We start from the raw sequence: 18,919 nt of genomic DNA, 5'->3' as shown, positions 1-18,919 counted from the left end.
CGAGGCAGGAACGCCAGCGTCGTGGCCTCCACGCGCATCAAGTAGCGCCACTCGCGCACGAGCGGCTCCGAGGCCCATCCCGTCGAGGACAGCAACAGCAGCAACGCGGCCAGTCCGCTTCGCTTCCTGTGCATGCACGTCTCCTCCGCATGCCTCGAAATGAGGAACGAAGAACACACGTCTCACTGCCGACTCGCGCCGGTGGACCGTCAGCGATTGCGAGGAGAAGCGGGGTTCACTTCAAGATACCACCAGCCCTCCCAGACTTGAATGACGTGGCAGGTCCAGGAGTGATGAGTCCTCGTCTATCCAGACGGTACTGAGCCCTACTCCGCGCGCACCGCCTCGGCCGCCTCCGCCGTCAGCGGGGCCTGACTCCAACCCGCGCGGGCCTCGGACTCGCGCGCCGCGCGCTTGCCCTCCGCGACATCCACGCGCCACAACACCAGCGCGCCCGAGCCGAAGAAGACGAGCAGCGACAGCACCGCCTGCCGGCTGGAGCCCGTCAGCTCCACCGTGGCCGCGAACACCAGCGGCCCCGCCACCGCCGTCACCTTCTCGAAGACGCTGAAGAGCCCGAACATCTCCGCCGCGCGGTGGCGCGGAATCATCTGCGCGAACATCGAACGGCTCAGCGCCTGACTCCCGCCCTGCACCATGCCCACCAGCAGCGCCAGCGCGAAGAAGTGCACCGGCGAGCGCATGAAGTAGCCCAGGAACGTCACCACCACGTACACCGCCAGCGAGAACATCAGCGCCGGCTTCGCCCCCACCCGCGACGCCGCGCGGCCGAAGAGCACCGCGCACGGCACTCCCACCGCCTGCGTCATCAAGAGCGCCCCCATCAGCGCCCCCTGGCCGATGCCCAGCTCCGTCCCGTACAGCGTGGACAACCGGATGATGGTGCCGATGCCATCGCTGTAGAGCAGATACGCCACCAGCAGCAGCAACGCCTCGCGGTACTGGCGCAGCGCGCGGAAGGTCTCCACCAGCTGGGTGAACACACCGCCCAATGACAACCGAGGCACCTGCGCGTCCCCCGTGGGCCGGGGCTCGGGGATGCGCCGGAACAACGGCACCGAGAACGCCGCCCACCACACGGCGACGGTGAGGAACGCCACGCGCGAGGCCGAGGCCGCGTCCGCGAGCCCGAACCACGCGGGCTTCACCAACATCACCAACTGCAAGGCCAGCAACACCCCGCCGCCCAGATAGCCCAGCGCGTAGCCCGCGGTGGACACGCGGTCCAGCTCCTCGTCCCGGGCCACGTGGCGCAGCAACGCATCCGAGAAGACGAGCGACCCCGTCAGCCCCACGTTGCCGATGCCGAAGCACCACAGCGCCCACCTCCAGTCGCCAGGCCCCACCCACGCCAGCCCCACCGTGGACGCCACGCCCAACGTCAGGAACACCCCCAGCAGCGTCTTGAGCCGCCCCGCCCTGTCGCTCAGCGCACCCAACACGGGCGACAGCACCGCCACCGTGCCCAGCGCCAGCGCGGTGACGAGCGCGAAGCGACTGGAGGCCACGTCGCTCGGCAGCCCCTTGGCCGCCACGGACTTGTAATAGATGGGGAACACGACGGCGACGACGGTGGTGACGTAGGCGGAGTTGGCCCAGTCGTACCAGGCCCACGCGCGCAGCTCCGGCCGCGTGAGCCCCATTCTCGACATCAGCGCGCCCCAGGCACTCATACGCTGAAGTCCACCCCGCCGATGGCGTCATCCCCCGTCGCCGCCTGGTACACGTGCCACGCGGCGGCCAGGTCCTGGAACGGCAACCCCACCGCGCCGAACACCGTCACCTCCTCCGCGGACACGCGCCCGGGTTTCAACCCCGCGAGCACCTCGCCCAGCTCCGCGCGGATGACCTCCTCGCCCAGGCCCACGTTGCCCACCGCGCCCTGCGAGACGGCCAGGCCCCGGTGGTCGCAGAAGAAGCGCGACTCGCGCAAGAGCTCCGCGGAGACCTCCGCCTTGCCCGGCTCGTCCGCGCCCAGCGTGGTGATGTGCGTGCCCGGCCGCACCATCCCGGAGCGCAGCAGGGGCTCACGGCTCCACGTCGCGGCGACGACGATGTCCGCGTCCTCCACCGCCTCCGCCACCGACTCCGCCGGGCGCACCGGCAGGCTCAAGTCCTTGTACATCCGGGTGGCGAACGCGTTGGCCCGCGCGGCATCCACGTCGAACACGCGCACGTGCGACAGCGAGCGCACCAGCCGCAGGGACTTGAGCTGGATGCCGCCCTGCACCCCGGCGCCGATGATGGCCACCCGGCTCGCGTCCTGCCGCGCCAGCACGTCCGCGGCGAGCGCCCCCACCACCCCCGTGCGCACCGCCGTCAGGTGCCCGGAGTCCATCACCGCCATCAGCTCGCCCGTCACCAGGTCATGCAGGTGCAGCACGCCCTGGATGGCCGGCGTCCTCGCCGGGAACTTCGAGTGCACCTTCACCGTGTACGCGGGGACACCGGGCAGGCTGCCGGGCAACAGCGCCATCACCGTGCCCTCCGCGTGCAAGGGCACGCGGATGCGCTGGGGCGCCACCGTGCGCGCCAGGGCATCGGTGCGGAAGGCCTCTCGCAGGTCCTCCAACAGGGAGAGCGCCTGGAGGTTTCGGGACACATCGGAGCGGGTGAGCAGGAGGGTGCGCATCTGCCATCCACCCTAATCGAGCCCGCGCGGCGCGACAGCCCCGGACCTCGTCCTCCAGGACGAAGCGATGAGCGGACGACGGACGAAGCCCCGAGCCCACGGGGCGCACCGGCCGTCGCCAGCGAGCGCGTCGCGGCCCGGTGGGCCTCCGGGAGTCCAACACGGCGCTCGGGAAGCCGACGCCCGCCAGCCCTGCAGGGCGGACATACCCATGACGACCTTCGTGCCCAGATTCGTGGCGGGATGACCGGATGGGGACTCGGGAGGTCGGTGATGCTGGGGCCGGAGACAGGCACCGCGGAGCACGGTGGAGCAGAGCGCGAGCCGCCGCGCCGGGCCTCGGAGTTCCTGCGCGCGCACCACCACGAGGTGCTCTCGGACTGGCTGGAGGCCATGAGCGTGCGCCACGACGGGGCCCCCCAGCGACCCTCGTGGCTGATGGACCACATGCCCCTGCTGCTCACCTCGCTCGCGGACGCGCTCGAGCACGGGGAGCAGGGGGCGGCCGACGCGCTGTCGGACGAGCGCGCCGCGGTGCGACTGGAGCAGGGCTTCGACGTGGGCGAGGTGGCGGCCGAGTACGCGCTCCTGCGCAAGTGCATCCTGCGACGACTGGAGGGACAGCCTCGTCCGCTCGACGTGGGTGAGCTGGAGCGGCTGGAGGAGGCCCTGGACCACGCGGTGGTGCGCACGGTGCGGCGCTTCGCGGTGGAGCGTCAGCGCGACATCCAGGGCCTGGAGCGCGAGGCGCGGGTGGAGGCCCAGCGCTCGCTGGCGCTGCTGGACGCGCTGCTCGCGGCCGCGCCCCTGGGCATGGCGTTCCTCGACCTGGACCTGCGCTACCTGCGCATCAACCAGACGCTGGCGGACGTCAACGGCGCGCCGCCCGAGGCGCACCTGGGGAAGACCTTCCGGCAGATGCAACCCCCGGAGCTGGCGGACCTGCTGGAGCCGCTGCTCCTGCGCGTGCTGCGCACGGGCGCGCCGCTGGACGTGTTCGAGTTCTCCACGCCCCCTTCGCTGATTGCCCAGCGCGGCAAGCGCGTGTGGCAGGCGACGTTCTATCCGGTGCACGCGCCGCGGGGCTCGCGGCTGCTCGGCCTGGGCTGCACCGTGGTGGACATCACCGAGCACAAGCAGACGGAGGCCGCGCTCCAGCGGGCGGTGGACTTCCGCGAGCAGCTGCTCGCCATCCTCGGCCATGACCTGCGCAACCCGCTCAACGCCATCGGCGCGTCCGCCTTCCAGCTGTCGCGCGCGGAGGACCTGGAGGCGCCCGAGCGCCGGGCCGTGGAGCGCATCCGCAACTCCGCCGGGCGCATGGGGCGGATGATCACGGACATCCTCGACTTCGCGCGCAGCAAGCTGGGCTCGGGCATCCCCGTCTCGCGCGAGTCGATGAACCTGGCGGACATCTGTCAGGCGACGCTGGACGAGCTCCAGGTGAGCCACCCCCAGCGCAGGCTCCTGTTCGAGTCGTCCGGCGACACCACGGGCCAGTGGGACCCGGACCGCGTGGCGCAGGTGCTGGGCAACCTGGTGGCCAACGCGCTCCAGCACGGCGGGCCGGACTCACCGGTGTCCACGTCGGTGCGAGGCGAGGCGGAGGTCGTGGTGATGGAGGTCCACAACCAGGGCGAGCCGATTCCGGCCGAGCTGCTGCCGCGCATCTTCGACCCGTTCAAGTCGCCGGTGACGTCGTCGGGCGCGGTGGCGTGGTACCCGAAGCAGCGCGGCCTGGGCCTGGGGCTCTACATCGTCCACCAGATTGCGCGCGCGCACGGAGGCCGCGTGGAGGTGCGCTCCTCGAGGGAGGAGGGCACCACCTTCCGGGTGTACTGGCCGCGGCGCGGCGCGTGACGCGTCACTTGCCCGGCGCGGAGACGGGCTCGGGGCTCACGGCCAACAGATACACGGCCTCCGCGAGCATGCGCGTGGTCAGGTCCAGGTTCTCCAGGGAGATGGACTCATCGGGCGCGTGGCCGGTGTACTCGTCACCGGGGAAGCCGGGGCCGAAGTCCACCGCCTTGGGGAACAGGCGCGCGTAGGTGCCGCCGCGCACGGACGTGGGGATGGCGTCCGGGTCGTTCCGGTGGCGCTTGTAGATGGCCATCAGCGTGGTGACGAGCGGGCCGGAGGTGTCCGCCACGTGCGGGTCTCCCACGTAGCGCTCGCCGGCCTCCGTCACGCGGCCATCCGAGTCCTGCCCCACGAGCAGGGCGGCCTGGTCCAGCGCGGCGTTGAACTTCGCGGAGTCCTGTCCCCGGGGGCGGCGCATGTTGACGCCCAGGTTCACCTTCCCGTCCGCCACGCGCAGCATCGTGGGCGCGACGAGCAGCGGCCCCATCAGCGCGGCGTCCGAGTACTCGACGGCCAGCTTCTGGCCGTGGTGGTCGCCCTCGAAGCGCAGGAACAACACGCGCAGCATGGCGGCGATGCCGTTGTCCTCCAGGATGAGGCGCGAGGAGACGGCGGACAGGCCCCACAGCGCGTTGACGCCCTCGTTGGCGACGGAGGAGTGCACCGCCTTGCCGTGCACGGTGAGCACCACCGCGCCGCCCTCCTCCTTCACGTCGGCCTTGAGCCACGGACGCGTGCGCTGCTCGTCGGCGACGGCGGCGCGCACGGTCTCCAGCGCGACGGGGAGCGAGCTGCCCTCGCCGGGGAGCAGCTTGAGCGTGGCGGTGCCGGGCACCTGCGTGAGGAACTCGCCGCCCTTCGCGTCCACCGGGCGCAGCGCGAACTTGGAGGACTTGCGCGCGGGGCCCACGGGCGCGGACAGGTTCCACGCGACGAAGCCCGACTGCGCGGCGACGACGGGGAAGCTCGAGTCGACGGAGATGACATGCGGGGCCTTGGGCTCGATGGCCGCGTACTTCATCATCCCCGTCCAGTCGCTCTCCTCGCCGTTGCCGATGATGACGAGCACCTTGCCCCGCGGCTCGATGCCGAGCTGCCGCGCATGGTCGAGCGCCACCAGCGCGGACGCCAGCGGCCCCTTGTCGTCCTCGACGCCTCGGCCGTACAGGCGGCCTTCCTGGACGTGGGGTTCGAAGGGCGGGCGCTTCCACTCGTGCGCGGGCGCGGGCACCACGTCGCCGTGGAAGACCAGGCCCAGGGCGGGTGCGCCCTTGCCCCAGGCAATCTCGAACACCTCATTGGCGCCCACGGCGCGGAAGGCCATGTCATGGGCCTTGGCCCACTTCTGGAGGAAGCGCCCCATGGCGGCGATGCCCGGGTTCTTCGGGGCGGGCGCCTCGCTGCTGACGGTCTTGAAGCGCACCAGCTCCTTGGTGAGCGCGACGACCTCGTCCAGGGCGCAGGCCTGCACGTAGGCGGCGTGGCGGGCCTGGGGGCTGACGCCCTTCATGGCCTCCTCTGAGAAGCGGGCGGCGCGGGCCTTGGGGGTGCCCTGGCAACGGGGGTCCGGAGCCGCGAGCGCGGCGGAGGGGACCAGACAGCAGAGGGCGGCGGCGATGGGGAGGCGCATGGCGGTGGGAGACCCTATTTCAAGAGGGCAGGTCGTCCTACCTCGGCGGAAGGGTTGAGGCTCCAAGTGACGCCCGGCAGGCCGCTCGCTGCCCATGGGGGTGAAACTGGAGGGCGGGAGCGCTATTCCTCCGGCATGTTCTTCGACACGACCAAGAAGCTGAGGATGCCGTCCCCGGCGGAGGCGCTGCCGGGCCGGACGGACGAGATGCCTGTTCCGCCCAAGCACGAGGTGCTGGGCACGCCGATGACGGGGCCGGTGCCGGAGGGGTACGAGGTCGCCATCCTCGGGCTCGGGTGCTTCTGGGGCGCGGAGCGGAAGTTCTGGCAGACGCCGGGCGTGTACAGCACGTCCGTCGGGTATGCGGGCGGCCTGACGCCCAACCCCACCTATCGCGAGGTGTGCAGCGGGCTCACCGGCCACAACGAGGTGGTCCGCGTGGTGTTCGACCCGAAGAAGCTCACGTACGAGCAGCTGTTGCGTGTGTTCTGGGAGAACCACAACCCCACGCAGGGCATGCGTCAGGGCAACGACGAGGGGACGCAGTACCGCTCCGGCATCTACTACACCAGCGAGTCACAGAAGCGCATCGCGGAGGCCAGCCGGGACGCGTACCAGAAGGCCCTCGCGGCGAAGGGAGTGGGGACCATCACCACGGAGATCCTCCCCGCGCCCGCGTACTACTACGCCGAGGACTACCACCAGCAGTACCTCGAGAAGAACCCCGGCGGGTACTGCGGCCTGGGCGGCACGGGTGTGAGTTGTCCCATCGGTGTGGGCGTCAGCGCCTGAGCTGAAGCGACTCAGGGCGATGAGCGTCCGCCAATCGCAGGGAATCGCTCATAGGTGCGCAGCAGCGCGTCCAGATGAACAGGGTCGTCGTAGTCGAACGGAGTCTCCGTGAGCTGCACGACCCACCCTCCCGACGCCGTGCGCCGCGCTCATCGGAGGCAACGGCACATCGTCCCGTCCGGTCGTTGAACCGGACCCGCTCTTGGTCGAGGGCGTAGAAGCACCGCTCCGCCAGCACGGGTCAGGGTTGAGACGCCTCGCGGACGGCGCACCGTCCCTCGTCCTTCCACGGCAGCCCTGCGGCTCGTTGGAGGTTCACGGCTCTTGGACTGCGGGGGCCCCCGCTCCTGCGCTCGGCGCTGACGTAGCGCACGCACAGAGAACGAGCAGGAATGCGGCGCAGGCCTGGAGTCGCAGGGGCACGGGCTACTCCACCACTTCCAGTCCACCGTGGTCGGCGGCAAGGGCGGTGAAGGCGCCCCAGTGCAGCAGGGCGCTGCGCAGCGACCTGGCATCGTACGGGAACGACTCGAACCCGGAGACCACGAGCTCGCCGCGTGCCTCGAACGCCTGACGGAGCTCCGCTTGCGTGTCGTTCCAGCGCTCCTGCAGCGTGGCGAAGAACTCCGAGGGAACCTCTTCCTGCATGAAGCGACGCATGCTCCGTGAGATGCGCACGCACTCATCGGGGTCGAACTCGTTGCCCACCTCACCGAACCGGTCCATCGCCAGGAGGTCCTCCCCTTCCGCGGGCTCCTCGCTGACGACCCCGAGCAGAATCATCGCCTCGATGAGCATGTCCAGCTCGACATAGCGGAGGCGGTAGTCGGCGGGATGCTCCGGGTCGAGCGGGGGGTACCAGTCCGGCAGCGCGTCGGGCGGCGTGCAGATTCTCAGGGTGATGGTCATGGAGCCCCTCCACAGGTGTCGCCACTTCGAGAGAAGAGGAACTCTGAAGGCCGCAAAAGGTCGCGTCAATGAGCGCCACGGAAACACGCACGCTCTCATGAACCGAGACGCATTGGAGGCGCACGTGGGTCCGCAATGGATTCGCGACACCTCCGTATCGCTTTCGCACCCGGCATGTCTTGCCGGGACGTTCAGAGGGGGAGTCACAACATGCGTGTCGACGGCTCGTCACGTCCGACGCAATCCGTCTCATCCGAGGGCGCGACTGAAACAGCCCGGACCGAGACCCGCACCGAGAACAACATCGTCACCCAGGAGGAGTCCTCTCACGCGGAGGGCTTCGACTCGACCTCCAGCTTCGAGGAGGACAACGGCGGCGCCGTGCACCGCGAGCGGCTCCAACCACCGCCGCCACCTCCACCTCCCGAGGAGGAGGAAGAAGCGCCCGCACCGCTCCCGCTCCGGGACCTGAAGCGCGGCGACACCGGCCCCGATGTGAAGGCGGTGCAGGACGCGCTGGTGACGCTGGGCTACCTCACCGAGGAACAGGTCGCCACGGGACCAGGACAGTTCGGCCCGAAGACCGCAGCCGCGCTGGAGCGCTTCCAGGCCGAGCACGGCATCACGGCCTCGGGCGACTACGCGGGCAAGACACGCGAGGCGCTCGGCAAGGCCCTCACGGAAGAGAAGACCTCTGGCGGTGCACGTCGTCCCGCCATGTCCGCCGAGGACGCGTTCATCACCCAGTTCACCTCCGAGTACAACCCGACCGGTCCTCGCGGCAGCACCAACTGCGGCCCCGCGAGCCTCGCCATGTCGCTCGCATACACGGGCCACATGCCCGCCGGCCTCACCCACGAGCAACAGGTCGACTACGCGCGCGCGTTGATGAGCCCTCGCCGCGAGAGTGAGTTCACCTCCGTGAAGGCCTCCGACGGCACCCGCGTGCCGCAACTCGACCGCGACCGCGAGCTCACCGGCGGCACCATGGTCAGCGACGGCATCAAGGGCGCGGGGCTCGACGCGCGCTACGGACAGGGCTGGGAAGAGCTGGACCGCCAGCTCGCCGCGGGCAACCCCGTGGTCGCCAACGGCCGGACGAACGCGGCCTGGCGCGAGCAGTTCCCCGAGCGCATGGGCTCGGGCGACATCGGCCACCTCAACGCGATTCTCGGCAAGACCTCGGATGGAAAGTACCTGGTCGCCGACCCCCTCCACACCGGCGGCCCGGTGGCGATGACGCGCGAGCAACTGGGCGTCTTCTTCTCGCCCACGCGCGGACAGCCGTCCTTCACCGCGCTCCAAGGCGCCTCCTCGAACACGGCCGCGGACGTGGGCGCACGCGCGGGAGGCAGCGTGGGCGCGGCGGTGGCGAAGCGCCTCGAGGACGCCGCCCGCGATGTCCCCGCGCCGAGGCCCGAGCCCTTCATCCCGAACCTCGGCGTGAGCACCGTCGGCGGCACCGGCACGGACGTGAAGACCCGCGCGACCCAGGACGCGAAGGCGCTGGAGGCCACCCTCCAGACGAGCCTGGAGCAGGGCGCGCGTCAGTTCGAGCGGCTCATCGCCAGCAACCCGGACCCCGTCTACCAGGAGGCGTTCGTCCGCGCGGCGGAGCCGTCCCTCGCCAAGATGGGCCAGCTCTTCGCCGGCGTGTCGCCGGAGACGAACCGCAAGCTCCATCCGCCCGGCTCGCAGAAGCCACCGGACCTCCATGACCGCAAGGTGCTCGAGAAGCTCGCGAACGAGGAGACGCGCATCGAGCACGAGACGTACTACGCCCTCGCGCGCGCCACCGAGCACCTCGAGGACCCGACGGCCGGCCGCGTGGGCAAGGCCTTCACGCGCGACGCGCCTCCCACGCTCGTCAACATGTCGCTGACGAGCGCGGTGCGCACATCCATGAACTTCGGCCTCGGCTCACGGCTCGCGTTCGACATCGAGCGCTCCTTCAGTCGTGGCGAGGTCATCCCTCCAGGCAGCACCGCGCCCTCCTACGGCACGGCCCAGGCGGCGCTGCACCAGACGCTGTGGAGCACCCTCGACGGCATCCGCGGCCAGTTCTCCGCCGCGGCGGACAAGGCGCAGCAGCACCAGCAGCGGCTCACCGAGCTGCTCAGTGGACCTGCCGCCGTCCTCACGCCCGAGCAGCAGAAGTCCTTCATCGACACGTACATGCTCCAGGGCACCGTGCAGCAGGACCTCGCGGAGCACGAGCGCCTGGGCAAGCTGCTCTCCACCGCCGCGCCGGATGGCGTGCCCGTGGGCTCGGACGAGGCGCGCGTCCAGGCGCTCGCGCGCGAGCTGCCCCGACTGGCGGAGACGAAGGGCGGAGCCGAGTACCTCGCCGCGCAGCTCACCGCGAAGGCCGAGGACAAGCCGCTCTTCCTCGACGTGGTGGGCGCGCTGAAGGACGGCAAGGACTTCGACGAGAAGCTCGCGCTCGCGCTGGTGAAGAGCGCCGGCACGGTGGCCCTCATCTCCGCGGGCAACAAGTCGCCCGGTGAAGCACGAAAAATCTTCGACGGGCTCGCGCGCTACGCCGACGTGTTCGGGATGAAGTCGAGCGACATGAAGTCGTACGTCCGGCTGCTGCGCGACATCAAGCCCGGCTCCACCGATGCGCAGGTGCTCGAGACGACGAAGTCGCTGAAGTCGCTGCTCACGGACCAGGAGACGGGCCTGCCTTTCCCCCCGGAATCTCCCCGGGGCCAGGCACTGCGGACCCTGGGCATGCTCGTCACCACCACCGCGTTCGTCGGAGACGCGGCGGGCTGGAGTCAGGCGGACCTCGCCTCGCGGCTCAAGGTCGTCGGTGACGGCCTGAGCGTCACGGGAGACGGGGCCACGGTCATCACCAGCGTGCTCGGCAAGACGGCGCGCTGGTCCTCGGCGGTCTCGGCCTTCGGCAAGCTTTCCGCTCTGGGCGCGGTGCTGGGCGCGGCCGGCGACGCGATGCAGAGCATCCAATTCCTGCAGCAGGGCGACGGGTGGAAGTTCGCGTCCTCGGGAGCACAGGCGCTCGGTGGCGCGCTGATGGCGGGAGCCTCCCTGTTCGGCATGGCGCCCGGCTTCCAGATTCTGGGGGCGGCGCTATTCCTCGGGGGCCTCGGGCTGAAGTACCTGGACCCCGCGGACGAGCGCCTGCGCGAAGAGCAGGTGAAGCTGCTCACCGCCAGCGGCATGGCCCCGGGACTCGCGAAGGGCCTCATCCATCTGGGCCCCGACTTCCTCGGCAGCCGTCTGGTCCAGGGCGCGGGCATGTCACCCGAGCAGGTGCAGACCTTCCTCACCGCGCACCCGGACATCGCGCAGGATTCACTTCACCTGGACAGCCTCGCGCAGGCCGCCGACGCGATGAAGATGAAGGGCGCGCACTTCCAGGAGTTCCTCGAGCGACTCGCCAAGGCCCACGGCGTCGACATGGCGACGCTCGGCCGCGAGGTACACACGCTGTTCTTCGGACACCCGCCCTCCGGCGGCGCGGGCGGTGGTGAGCAGTACCTCTCCCAGGGTGACGAGTTCCGCGCCTGGGTTCAGAAGCGCACGCCCGAAGTCGCCGCGTGGGCAAAGCAACACGAGTCACCCTGAGTCGACTCACCGGTCCAGGAGCGCGGCCCGTCTCGCCGCGCTCCCACTCGCCCGTGGTGGGCCCGCACCACTGGAGCATCCACACGACGCTGTCGATACCCGACAGACACCCGCGCCGATTCTGCGCCCCCTCAGGGTCACTGTCCGCGACGCGACGCGGCGACCACACACCCTGATGAAAATCCTGCATGACCGCCCCGCGGGCATTTCTCGACTTAACGCGTTATCCTGGCTTGGTTTGACTTTCTTTTTCGTCCGAAGAAATAGAATCAGTCACGAAAGGAAAGGACCGCTCGGACGCAGCCTCATCTCGGTATGCGTTTGTTCATCCCCTCCCCCACTTTCTCCAGCGGCCCGCTTTTCATTCCATGCAATTACCAACTCCTCTTGTGCAGGCGCTGCACCGTGTCAGGAGTCTGCTGACGCGGGCATGTGCGGTGGCGGTGGTGGTGGGTGTGGCGGGGTTCGCCTCGGACGCGAGCGCCCAGGTGGGCAACCTCGCCCTCAACCGGCCCACGGTGGCGTCGTCCTCCGAACCCGGGCTCGGAGGCACCTACGCCGTGGACGGAGACGGCGGCACGCGCTGGGGCAGCGCGTTCACCAACAACGAGTGGCTCTACGTCGACCTGGGCGCGAGCACCGCCATCAACCGGGTCGTGCTGACGTGGGAGACCGCGTACGCGCGCGCCTACACGGTGCAGACGTCCACGGACGCGACGAACTGGACGGACATCCGCGCGGTGACGGACGGCGACGGCGGCACGGATGACCTGACGGTGACGGGCACGGGCCGCTACGTGCGCATCCTCTGCACGCAGCGCGGCGCCATCGACTACGGCTACTCGCTGTGGGAGCTGGCCATCTACGGCGGCGGCACCTCCACCACCGGAGACCTGGCGAAGAACCGCCCCGCCACGGCGTCCAGCGTGGAGGCCAACGCGGCGCACCTGGCGCCCGGCTACGCGGTGGACGGCAACACGACGACACGCTGGTCCTCGTCGGAGGTGGAGGCGCAGCCGTGGATTCGCGTGGACCTGGGCAGCGCGCAGACCCTGGGCAAGGTGGTGCTCAACTGGGAGGGCGCCTACGCGGCGACGTACGTCCTCGAGGGCTCGACGAACGACTCCACCTGGGCGCCCCTGGCCTCCAACATCACCGACGGCGCGCCGGGGCGACGGGAGGTCACCGTGTCGGGCTCGGCCCGCTACGTGCGCGTGCGCGCGCTCACCAAGGGCACCGGCTACGGCATCTCCCTGTGGGACCTCGAAATCTACGCGCCCGGCCAGGGCCCGCAGGAGCCGCCGCCGCAGACGACGAACCAGACCATCAAGCTGATGTTCCCGGAGCTGGCGTACGCGAAGATCAACGTCTCGCCCGCGCCGGTGAGCGTCACGCCGACGCCCGAGGAGGGCAACACCACGCCGTCGGTGCGCAACCCGCCTGGGCCCTTCACCTACGAAATCACCTTCGCGCCCAACACCACGGTGACGCTGTCGAAGAACCAGTTCTCCCCCACCGCGCCCAACACGGACATCCGGCTGGTCGTCACCGCGGCCAACGGCACGGTGCTGCGAGGACAGAGCGTCACCGCGCTCGCGGTGCAGGGCGCCGAGTGGAAGGTGGAAATCTATTCGACGGGCACGGGCCCGGACCGCGACCGCACCATCATCCCGGACCCGTACGTCGCGCCCGCGCCGCCGCCCGTCTCGGGAGCGTTCGCGCTGGTCGCCCCGGCCAACGCCGCCATGGTGACGAGCACGCGCCGCCCCACGCTCCAGTGGGCCGCCGTCTCCGGCGCGGCGAACTACAAGGTCTACCTGAACGTCAGCCGTGACGATTACGACTGGATGGCGGCGGGCAACCTGCTGGACCGCTACACGCTGATGACCACCACCACGGCGACGTCGTGGACGCTGGACAGGGACCTGCCCGACCGCTGGACGTACAAGTGGTACGTCGTGGCCACGCAAGGCAGCGGCGCTACCAGCCGCTCCGACCTGCGCACCTTCAGCCTGTACCTGCCCGTCGTCGAGACGGCGGACGACGGCGTCGCGCTCATCAACGGCATGCGCGACTTGAACAAGAACGGCGTCATCGACCCGTACGAGGACTGGCACAACCCCATCGCCACGCGCGTCAACGACCTGATGGCGCGGATGACCACCCGCGAGAAGGCGCTGCAGATGTTCTACGAGGCGAAGACCTTCCCCGAGGCGGGCTTCACCATGGGGCCGCTGAGCCCCACGGACATCGTCGCCTTCCAGCGAGCCTCCGCGGCGACGCGGCTGGGCATCCCCAACATCGACGCGGGCGACTCCATCCACGGCTTCAAGACGAGCTGGCCCACGCAGCCGGCGCTCGCGGCCTCGCGGGACATGGACACCATCTACGAGCTGGGCGACATGCAGCGCCGCGAGCAGCTCGCGGTGGGCAGCCGGGGCACGCTGTCACCGCTGGCGGAGGTGGGCACCAAGGTGCTCTATCCGCGCATCCAGGAGGGCAACGGCGAGGACGCGGACCTGGCGGCGGGCATCACCCGCGCGCTCATCGCGGGCCTGCAGGGCGGCCCCGAGGTGAACCCGCACTCCATCTGGGTCACCACCAAGCACTGGCCCGGCCAGGGCGCGGGCGGTGAGGCCGGCATCACGTACGACGGCACCACCATCCACTACCACATGCGCCCGTGGCACGCGGCGCTGGAGGCCGGCACCAGCGGCATCATGCCCGGCTACGCGGGCAGCTGGTTGCTCGGCCCGGAGGGCTACGGCGCGGGCGACAGCGTGGGCATCCTCAACTACCTGCGCGTGAAGCTGGGCTACCAGGGCGTCATCTGCTCGGACTGGCTGCCGTCGGGGGCGTGGGTGCGCTCGGCGACGGCGGGCTCGGACGTCATGGGCGGCGCCAACCCCGCGCAGATGGGCGACTTCGAGACGGCGGTGCCGATTGCCCGCATCAACGAGTCGGTGCGCAGGATTCTGGACCTGAAGTTCCGCCTGGGCATCTTCGAGGACCCGTACCGCCGAGGCCCGGCGGGCACGTCCGAGTGGCACACGGCGGACCACAAGGCGCTGGTGCGCCGCGCGGCGCAGAACGCGATGACGCTGCTGAAGAACGACGGCGCGCTGCCAATTCGCCTCGGCGCGGGCTCGAGCATCGTCATCGCGGGGCCGTGCGCGGACGCGGGGCCGTGCATGGTGACGTGGCGCTCGGACTTCCACGGCACGGAGTTCGGGGACCTGACCATCTACCAGGCCCTCAAGCAGCGCGCGGAGGCGGCCGGAATCACGGTGTACAAGGACAACGCGCCCGCCGGCGTGACGCCCAGCGCGGCCATCGTCGTGGTGGGCGAGAGCTACTTCACCCACGGCACCGAGTGGGACAAGGAGAAGCCCTACCTGCCCGGAGACCCCATCGGCCCCGCGCACGACGCCAAGTGGGGCAACCAGTACGGCCTCATCACGGGCTTCCGCGCGCGCAACATCCCCACGACGACGGTGCTCATCCTGCCGCGCCCGTACATCCTCACCAACGTGGTGCCGCAGACGAACGCGCTGCTCGTGGCGTACCGGCCCGGAGACTCGGGCGGCCCCGCGGTGGCGGACGTGCTCTTCGGTGACGTGTTCCCGCGAGGCAAGCTGCCCTGGCAGCTGCCGCGCTCGCTGGACCAGATTGGCACCGACGTGGAGAACAACCAGCTCGAGCAGTGGGACCTCCCGTTCGACCTGGGCGCCACGGCGGCGCAGCGCGCGGAGATTCGCTCGCGCATCGCCCAGGGCCTGCCGGTGCTGCCCATCTACGGCAACCCGCTGTTCCAGTACGGCGCGGGCATCGAGGGCTTCGGGCTGTCCGACTCGACGCCGCCCACGGCCTTCACGCTGCTGACGCCAGCGCCGGGCTCCACCCTCACCACGCGGCCGAACTTCACGTGGACGGCGAGCAGCGACCCGCAGACGGGCATCCACCGCTACGAGGTGTTCCTCGACGGCAGCCCGTTCCCCGTGGCCACGACGCGCACGAACTCCGCGCCGGTCATCAACGCGGCGCTGGGCAACGGCGCGCACACCTGGTTCGTGCGGGCGTACAACTGGGCGGGCGGCGTCACGCAGTCGGCGACGGCGACGTTCACGCTCAACGACACCGCGCCCCCGGCGGCCTTCGCGGCGCTGGTGCCCTCGGCGGGAGCATCGGTACCGGGAGCCTCCACCACGTTCATCTGGGAGCAGACGACGGACGTGGGCGCGGGCGTGTCGAAGTACGTGCTCGTGGTGGACGGCACGGACCGCGCGCCGGACGTGACGCCCAAGCCGTACGTGGGCACGACGACGAACCTGGCGCTCGGCAAGAACGTCTCCGCGACGTCGTCCGAGTTCGGCAGCCCCAACGACGCGGTGGACGGCAACGCCACGGCGACGCGCTGGGCCAGTCGCGCGGATGGGCCCACCCCCAACACCGAGTCCATCACCGTGGACCTGGGCGCGGTGTACTCGCTCAAGCGGGTGAACCTGCTCTGGGAGGCGGCGTACGGGAAGCAGTACGCCATCGACGCGTCGGTGGACGGGACGACGTGGCGCACGGTGTACACGGAGGCCAACGGCAACGGCGGGCAGGATGACCTGACGGGGCTGAGCGGCGTGGGGCGCTACGTCCGCATGCGCGGCATCGAGCGCGGCACGGGCTACGGGTACTCGCTGTGGGAGTTCGAGGTGTACGGCGTGGGCACGGAGCAGACGACGCTCACGGGCCTCGCCGCGGGCAGCCACACCTGGCGGGTGCGGGCGGTGGACGGCGCGAACAACACCACGCTCTCCAGCGGCCCCATCTCCTTCACCAAATAGTCCTCGCCTGGAAATCACGCAGAGTGTGGCGCGTACACCCTGAAGAGGTCCCTCTCCATCCGTGGAGGGCCTCTTCAGGGGGAACCACCATGCAGCTCCAGAGAGTCCTTCCCGCCACGCTCGTCTTGCTCACCACCGGCAGCGCGAGCGCGGCGGACTTCCATCCCATGACGCCGACGGTGTGCCACACGCAGGTGGCGCCGCTGTTCACGACGGGAGGCCAGTACCTGGACCCGAACAACGGCGTGCGGCAGGACGCGTGGTCCATGCTGATGCGCTGGCAGGGCAACATCGCCTCCACGCCGGTGTCCTACAACGTGGGGACCTTCACGGGGCTGAGCGTCCCCTCGCCCTTCTCCTCGTGGCAGCGGGGGCAGCAACCCGAGTCCGCGTCGGGGACGCCCGCGGCGCAGGTCTACTGCTACGACGCCGGCATGCTGCTCAACTCGTGGACCTCGCCCAAGACGCACGTGGAGGGCGGCGGCTACAACGACATGTTCGGCTACGCGTGGAGCCCGGCGAACCGGCCGCGGCCCTTCTCGCTCTTCACGACGCGCAACGGCGTGCTCGGAACGTGGCCCACGGAGTTCGTGCTCCAGGGGAACATGACGGTGCCGCTGGTGACGGGCTGGAACACGTCCGACGGAGGGGCGACGTGGAACGGCCTCAGCAACCCGGGCCCGGGGGACATCCTCAACTCGGGCGCGGCGCAGCTGAGCATGTTCGCGTATCTGCGCGACACGGCGCATCCGAACCTGCGTCCCATCGGCGTGCTCGGGGGGGTCTATGCGAACAACGTCCCCGCTTCGCCTTGTCCCGCCAACGGCCGGGGCAACGTCGGCTTCGACTATCCCAACGGCGCCTGGTTCACCGGCAACGCCCTGTGCAACACGGACCTGTCCACCGTGCGCTACACGGGCGCGACGACGACCCACTCGCAGTTCTCGGACCTGCGCTTCTTCCGCGTCCACTACACGCGGCAGAACCTCATCAACCTCGTCCAGCGCATCAACAACCAGCAGTGCGCCAGTGACGCGGCGGGGAACCTGCTTGCGAACAGCTGCAACTGCCCGACGCCCGGGGTGAGCTGCCCGCCGACCGGCTACTCCACCAATCCGGATGACTACGTCGTCGAATACACGGGCGTGCTCGCGGAAATCGTCCAGTGCAACCCCACCCAGGGTTGCGACACCGTCATCACCAACCGCCAGATTTCGATGACCTCGAGGGTGAACGGATACGGCGCTTTCTGGTACGTCCCGTAGCGCGACTCCCGGGGCCCGCGTCCGTTCTCCTCGGGGAGCGGACGCGGAGGCTCGGGGAGCCATGGCGAAGTTCGACTACAGGAACATGCTGACCCGGGTCATCCAGGTGCTGGATGACTTCTTCTCGGGGTTCGACCCGGTCTCGCCCGCTCCTGCCCCAACGCCCGCGCCCGTGGTGTCCACGGAGCTTCGGGAGCCGGAGCTGGAGGCCGCCATCCTCCGGGATCCAGAGAACGACGACGCCTATCTTATCTATGGGGATTGGCTGCAGGCGCGAGGTGTCCCTCGTGGGGAGCTGATAGCGCTCCAGCACGCGGTGTTGCTCGCCACGGCTCGCGAGAAGATGGGGCGGGAGAAGGAGGTCAGTGACTTCTTCGCACGCCATGCGCGGGAGATGTTCGGGGAGTTGTACGCCGAGCCCTCGCGGTACTCGGGGCTCTCGAGCGGGCGAGTGCACTGGCACTGGCATCTGGGCTTCATCCAGCGGGCGTGGCTCGGGAGCAACCACGCCTACTCGCTGGACGTGCCTCGGGTGCTGACGGAGCTGCTCACGCATCCCTCCGCGCGCTTCTTGCGTGCATTGACGGTGGGGCTGCTCGACGACGCCGCGGACTCGAATCACTACGAAGGCATCATCCAGCTCATCGCACGGTACGCGCCCGCGACGCTGCGGGAGCTGAAGGTCGCGGACGTGCTGGAGAACGAGTTCGGCCTCTCGCGCGTCCGACTCGGAGATGTATCGTCCCTGTACACGGCGCTGCCGAGGCTGCACACGTTGACGCTGCGTGGGGACATGGTGCTCGGCGCCATGCACCTGCCGGATTTGCGGGAGCTGACCATCGAGACCTCGGGGCTGTCGCGCGAGTCCCTGCGGTCCATCCTCTCGGCGAGCTGGCCGAACCTGGAGAAGCTGGAGCTCTGGTTCGGCGTGGCGGAGCACGGGGGGAATGTGTCGTTCGAGGATGTACGGCCGTTGCTCGAAGGCACGGGGATGCCGAGGCTGGTGCACCTGGGACTGTGCAACGCGGGGTTCACGGATGCGGTGTGCGAGGCCCTGCCTTCGGCGCCGGTGCTGCGGCGGCTCACGCGGCTGGACCTGTCGTTGGGCACGATGACAAGCAAGGGGGCGGCTGCGCTCGTGGCGGGCGCGGGTGCGTTCGCGCATCTGGAGATGCTGGTCCTGACGGACAACCTGCTGGATGACGCGAGCGTGGAGTCGCTGGAGTCGCTCTGCCCACAGGTCTGGCTGCAGGACCAGCGTGACGATGATGGGTCCGCGGGCAACGTGGCCCATCGGGACTGAGGGTCGCGCGGCGCGAGCGACAAGCTGTCATCGTGCGGACGCGAGGGGATGACAGGACAGGCCTGGGTGGAGATACGTTGG

10 protein-coding genes and 1 pseudogene are annotated in these 18,919 nt (G+C 70.0%); 6 read left to right on the top strand and 5 right to left on the bottom strand.

The window, feature by feature from the left end:
* Nucleotides 1-326: 326 nt before the first annotated feature.
* The gene (locus LXT21_RS29500; RefSeq protein WP_254041533.1) at nt 327-1,694 is read right to left on the bottom strand and encodes an MFS transporter; all 1,368 of its coding nucleotides are present in this window, start codon (nt 1,692-1,694) and stop codon (nt 327-329) included.
* Nucleotides 1,691-2,653 carry an ornithine cyclodeaminase family protein gene (locus LXT21_RS29495; protein WP_254041532.1) on the bottom strand — a complete coding sequence of 321 codons (963 nt, stop codon included), beginning with the start codon at nt 2,651-2,653 and terminating at the stop codon, nt 1,691-1,693. Before LXT21_RS29495 ends, LXT21_RS29500 begins: the two co-directional genes overlap by 4 nt.
* Before the next feature lie 273 nt (nt 2,654-2,926).
* On the opposite strand from LXT21_RS29495, the gene LXT21_RS29490 reads away from it, so the two are divergent.
* Complete coding sequence (locus LXT21_RS29490; protein WP_254041531.1) at nt 2,927-4,513, top strand: sensor histidine kinase; 1,587 nt, start codon at nt 2,927-2,929, stop codon at nt 4,511-4,513.
* Nucleotides 4,514-4,517: 4 nt separating this feature from the next.
* On the opposite strand, the gene LXT21_RS29485 is transcribed toward LXT21_RS29490, so the two are convergent.
* The gene (locus tag LXT21_RS29485; protein WP_254041530.1) at nt 4,518-6,143 is read right to left on the bottom strand and encodes a Sapep family Mn(2+)-dependent dipeptidase; all 1,626 of its coding nucleotides are present in this window, start codon (nt 6,141-6,143) and stop codon (nt 4,518-4,520) included.
* A 135-nt stretch (nt 6,144-6,278) separates the two neighbouring features.
* Between LXT21_RS29485 and msrA the strand changes: the two genes are divergently transcribed.
* Nucleotides 6,279-6,935, top strand: a complete 657-nt coding sequence (gene msrA / locus LXT21_RS29480; protein WP_254041529.1) for a peptide-methionine (S)-S-oxide reductase MsrA — start codon at nt 6,279-6,281, stop codon at nt 6,933-6,935.
* 11 nt (nt 6,936-6,946) lie between these two features.
* Here msrA and LXT21_RS29475 read toward each other — a convergent pair.
* Nucleotides 6,947-7,084 (bottom strand): annotated as a pseudogene (locus LXT21_RS29475) (DUF5953 family protein); the annotation flags it as partial.
* A 277-nt stretch (nt 7,085-7,361) separates the two neighbouring features.
* Complete coding sequence (locus LXT21_RS29465) at nt 7,362-7,844, bottom strand: hypothetical protein (RefSeq protein ID WP_254041528.1); 483 nt, start codon at nt 7,842-7,844, stop codon at nt 7,362-7,364.
* 210 nt (nt 7,845-8,054) lie between these two features.
* On the opposite strand from LXT21_RS29465, the gene LXT21_RS29460 reads away from it, so the two are divergent.
* The 4 genes from LXT21_RS29460 (at nt 8,055) to LXT21_RS29445 (ending at nt 18,838) form a co-directional block, all read left to right on the top strand.
* A complete protein-coding gene (locus LXT21_RS29460) occupies nt 8,055-11,435 on the top strand; it encodes a peptidoglycan-binding protein (protein WP_254041527.1) in 3,381 nt (1,126 codons plus the stop codon).
* 368 nt (nt 11,436-11,803) lie between these two features.
* Nucleotides 11,804-16,270, top strand: coding sequence for a discoidin domain-containing protein (locus LXT21_RS29455; RefSeq protein ID WP_254041526.1), 4,467 nt, complete (start codon nt 11,804-11,806; stop codon nt 16,268-16,270).
* A gap of 89 nt (nt 16,271-16,359) precedes the next feature.
* Nucleotides 16,360-17,535 (top strand): hypothetical protein, encoded by a 1,176-nt coding sequence (locus tag LXT21_RS29450; RefSeq protein ID WP_254041525.1) that lies wholly within the window; start codon nt 16,360-16,362, stop codon nt 17,533-17,535.
* A gap of 61 nt (nt 17,536-17,596) precedes the next feature.
* Nucleotides 17,597-18,838 carry a TIGR02996 domain-containing protein gene (locus LXT21_RS29445; protein WP_254041524.1) on the top strand — a complete coding sequence of 414 codons (1,242 nt, stop codon included), beginning with the start codon at nt 17,597-17,599 and terminating at the stop codon, nt 18,836-18,838.
* The last annotated feature ends 81 nt before the right edge of the window (nt 18,839-18,919 follow it).

This window comes from Myxococcus guangdongensis, assembly GCF_024198255.1.
Lineage (GTDB): Bacteria > Myxococcota > Myxococcia > Myxococcales > Myxococcaceae > Myxococcus > Myxococcus guangdongensis.
The sequence above is the reverse complement of the archived record's forward strand: the minus strand, read 5'-3'. Positions and strand labels throughout refer to the sequence as shown.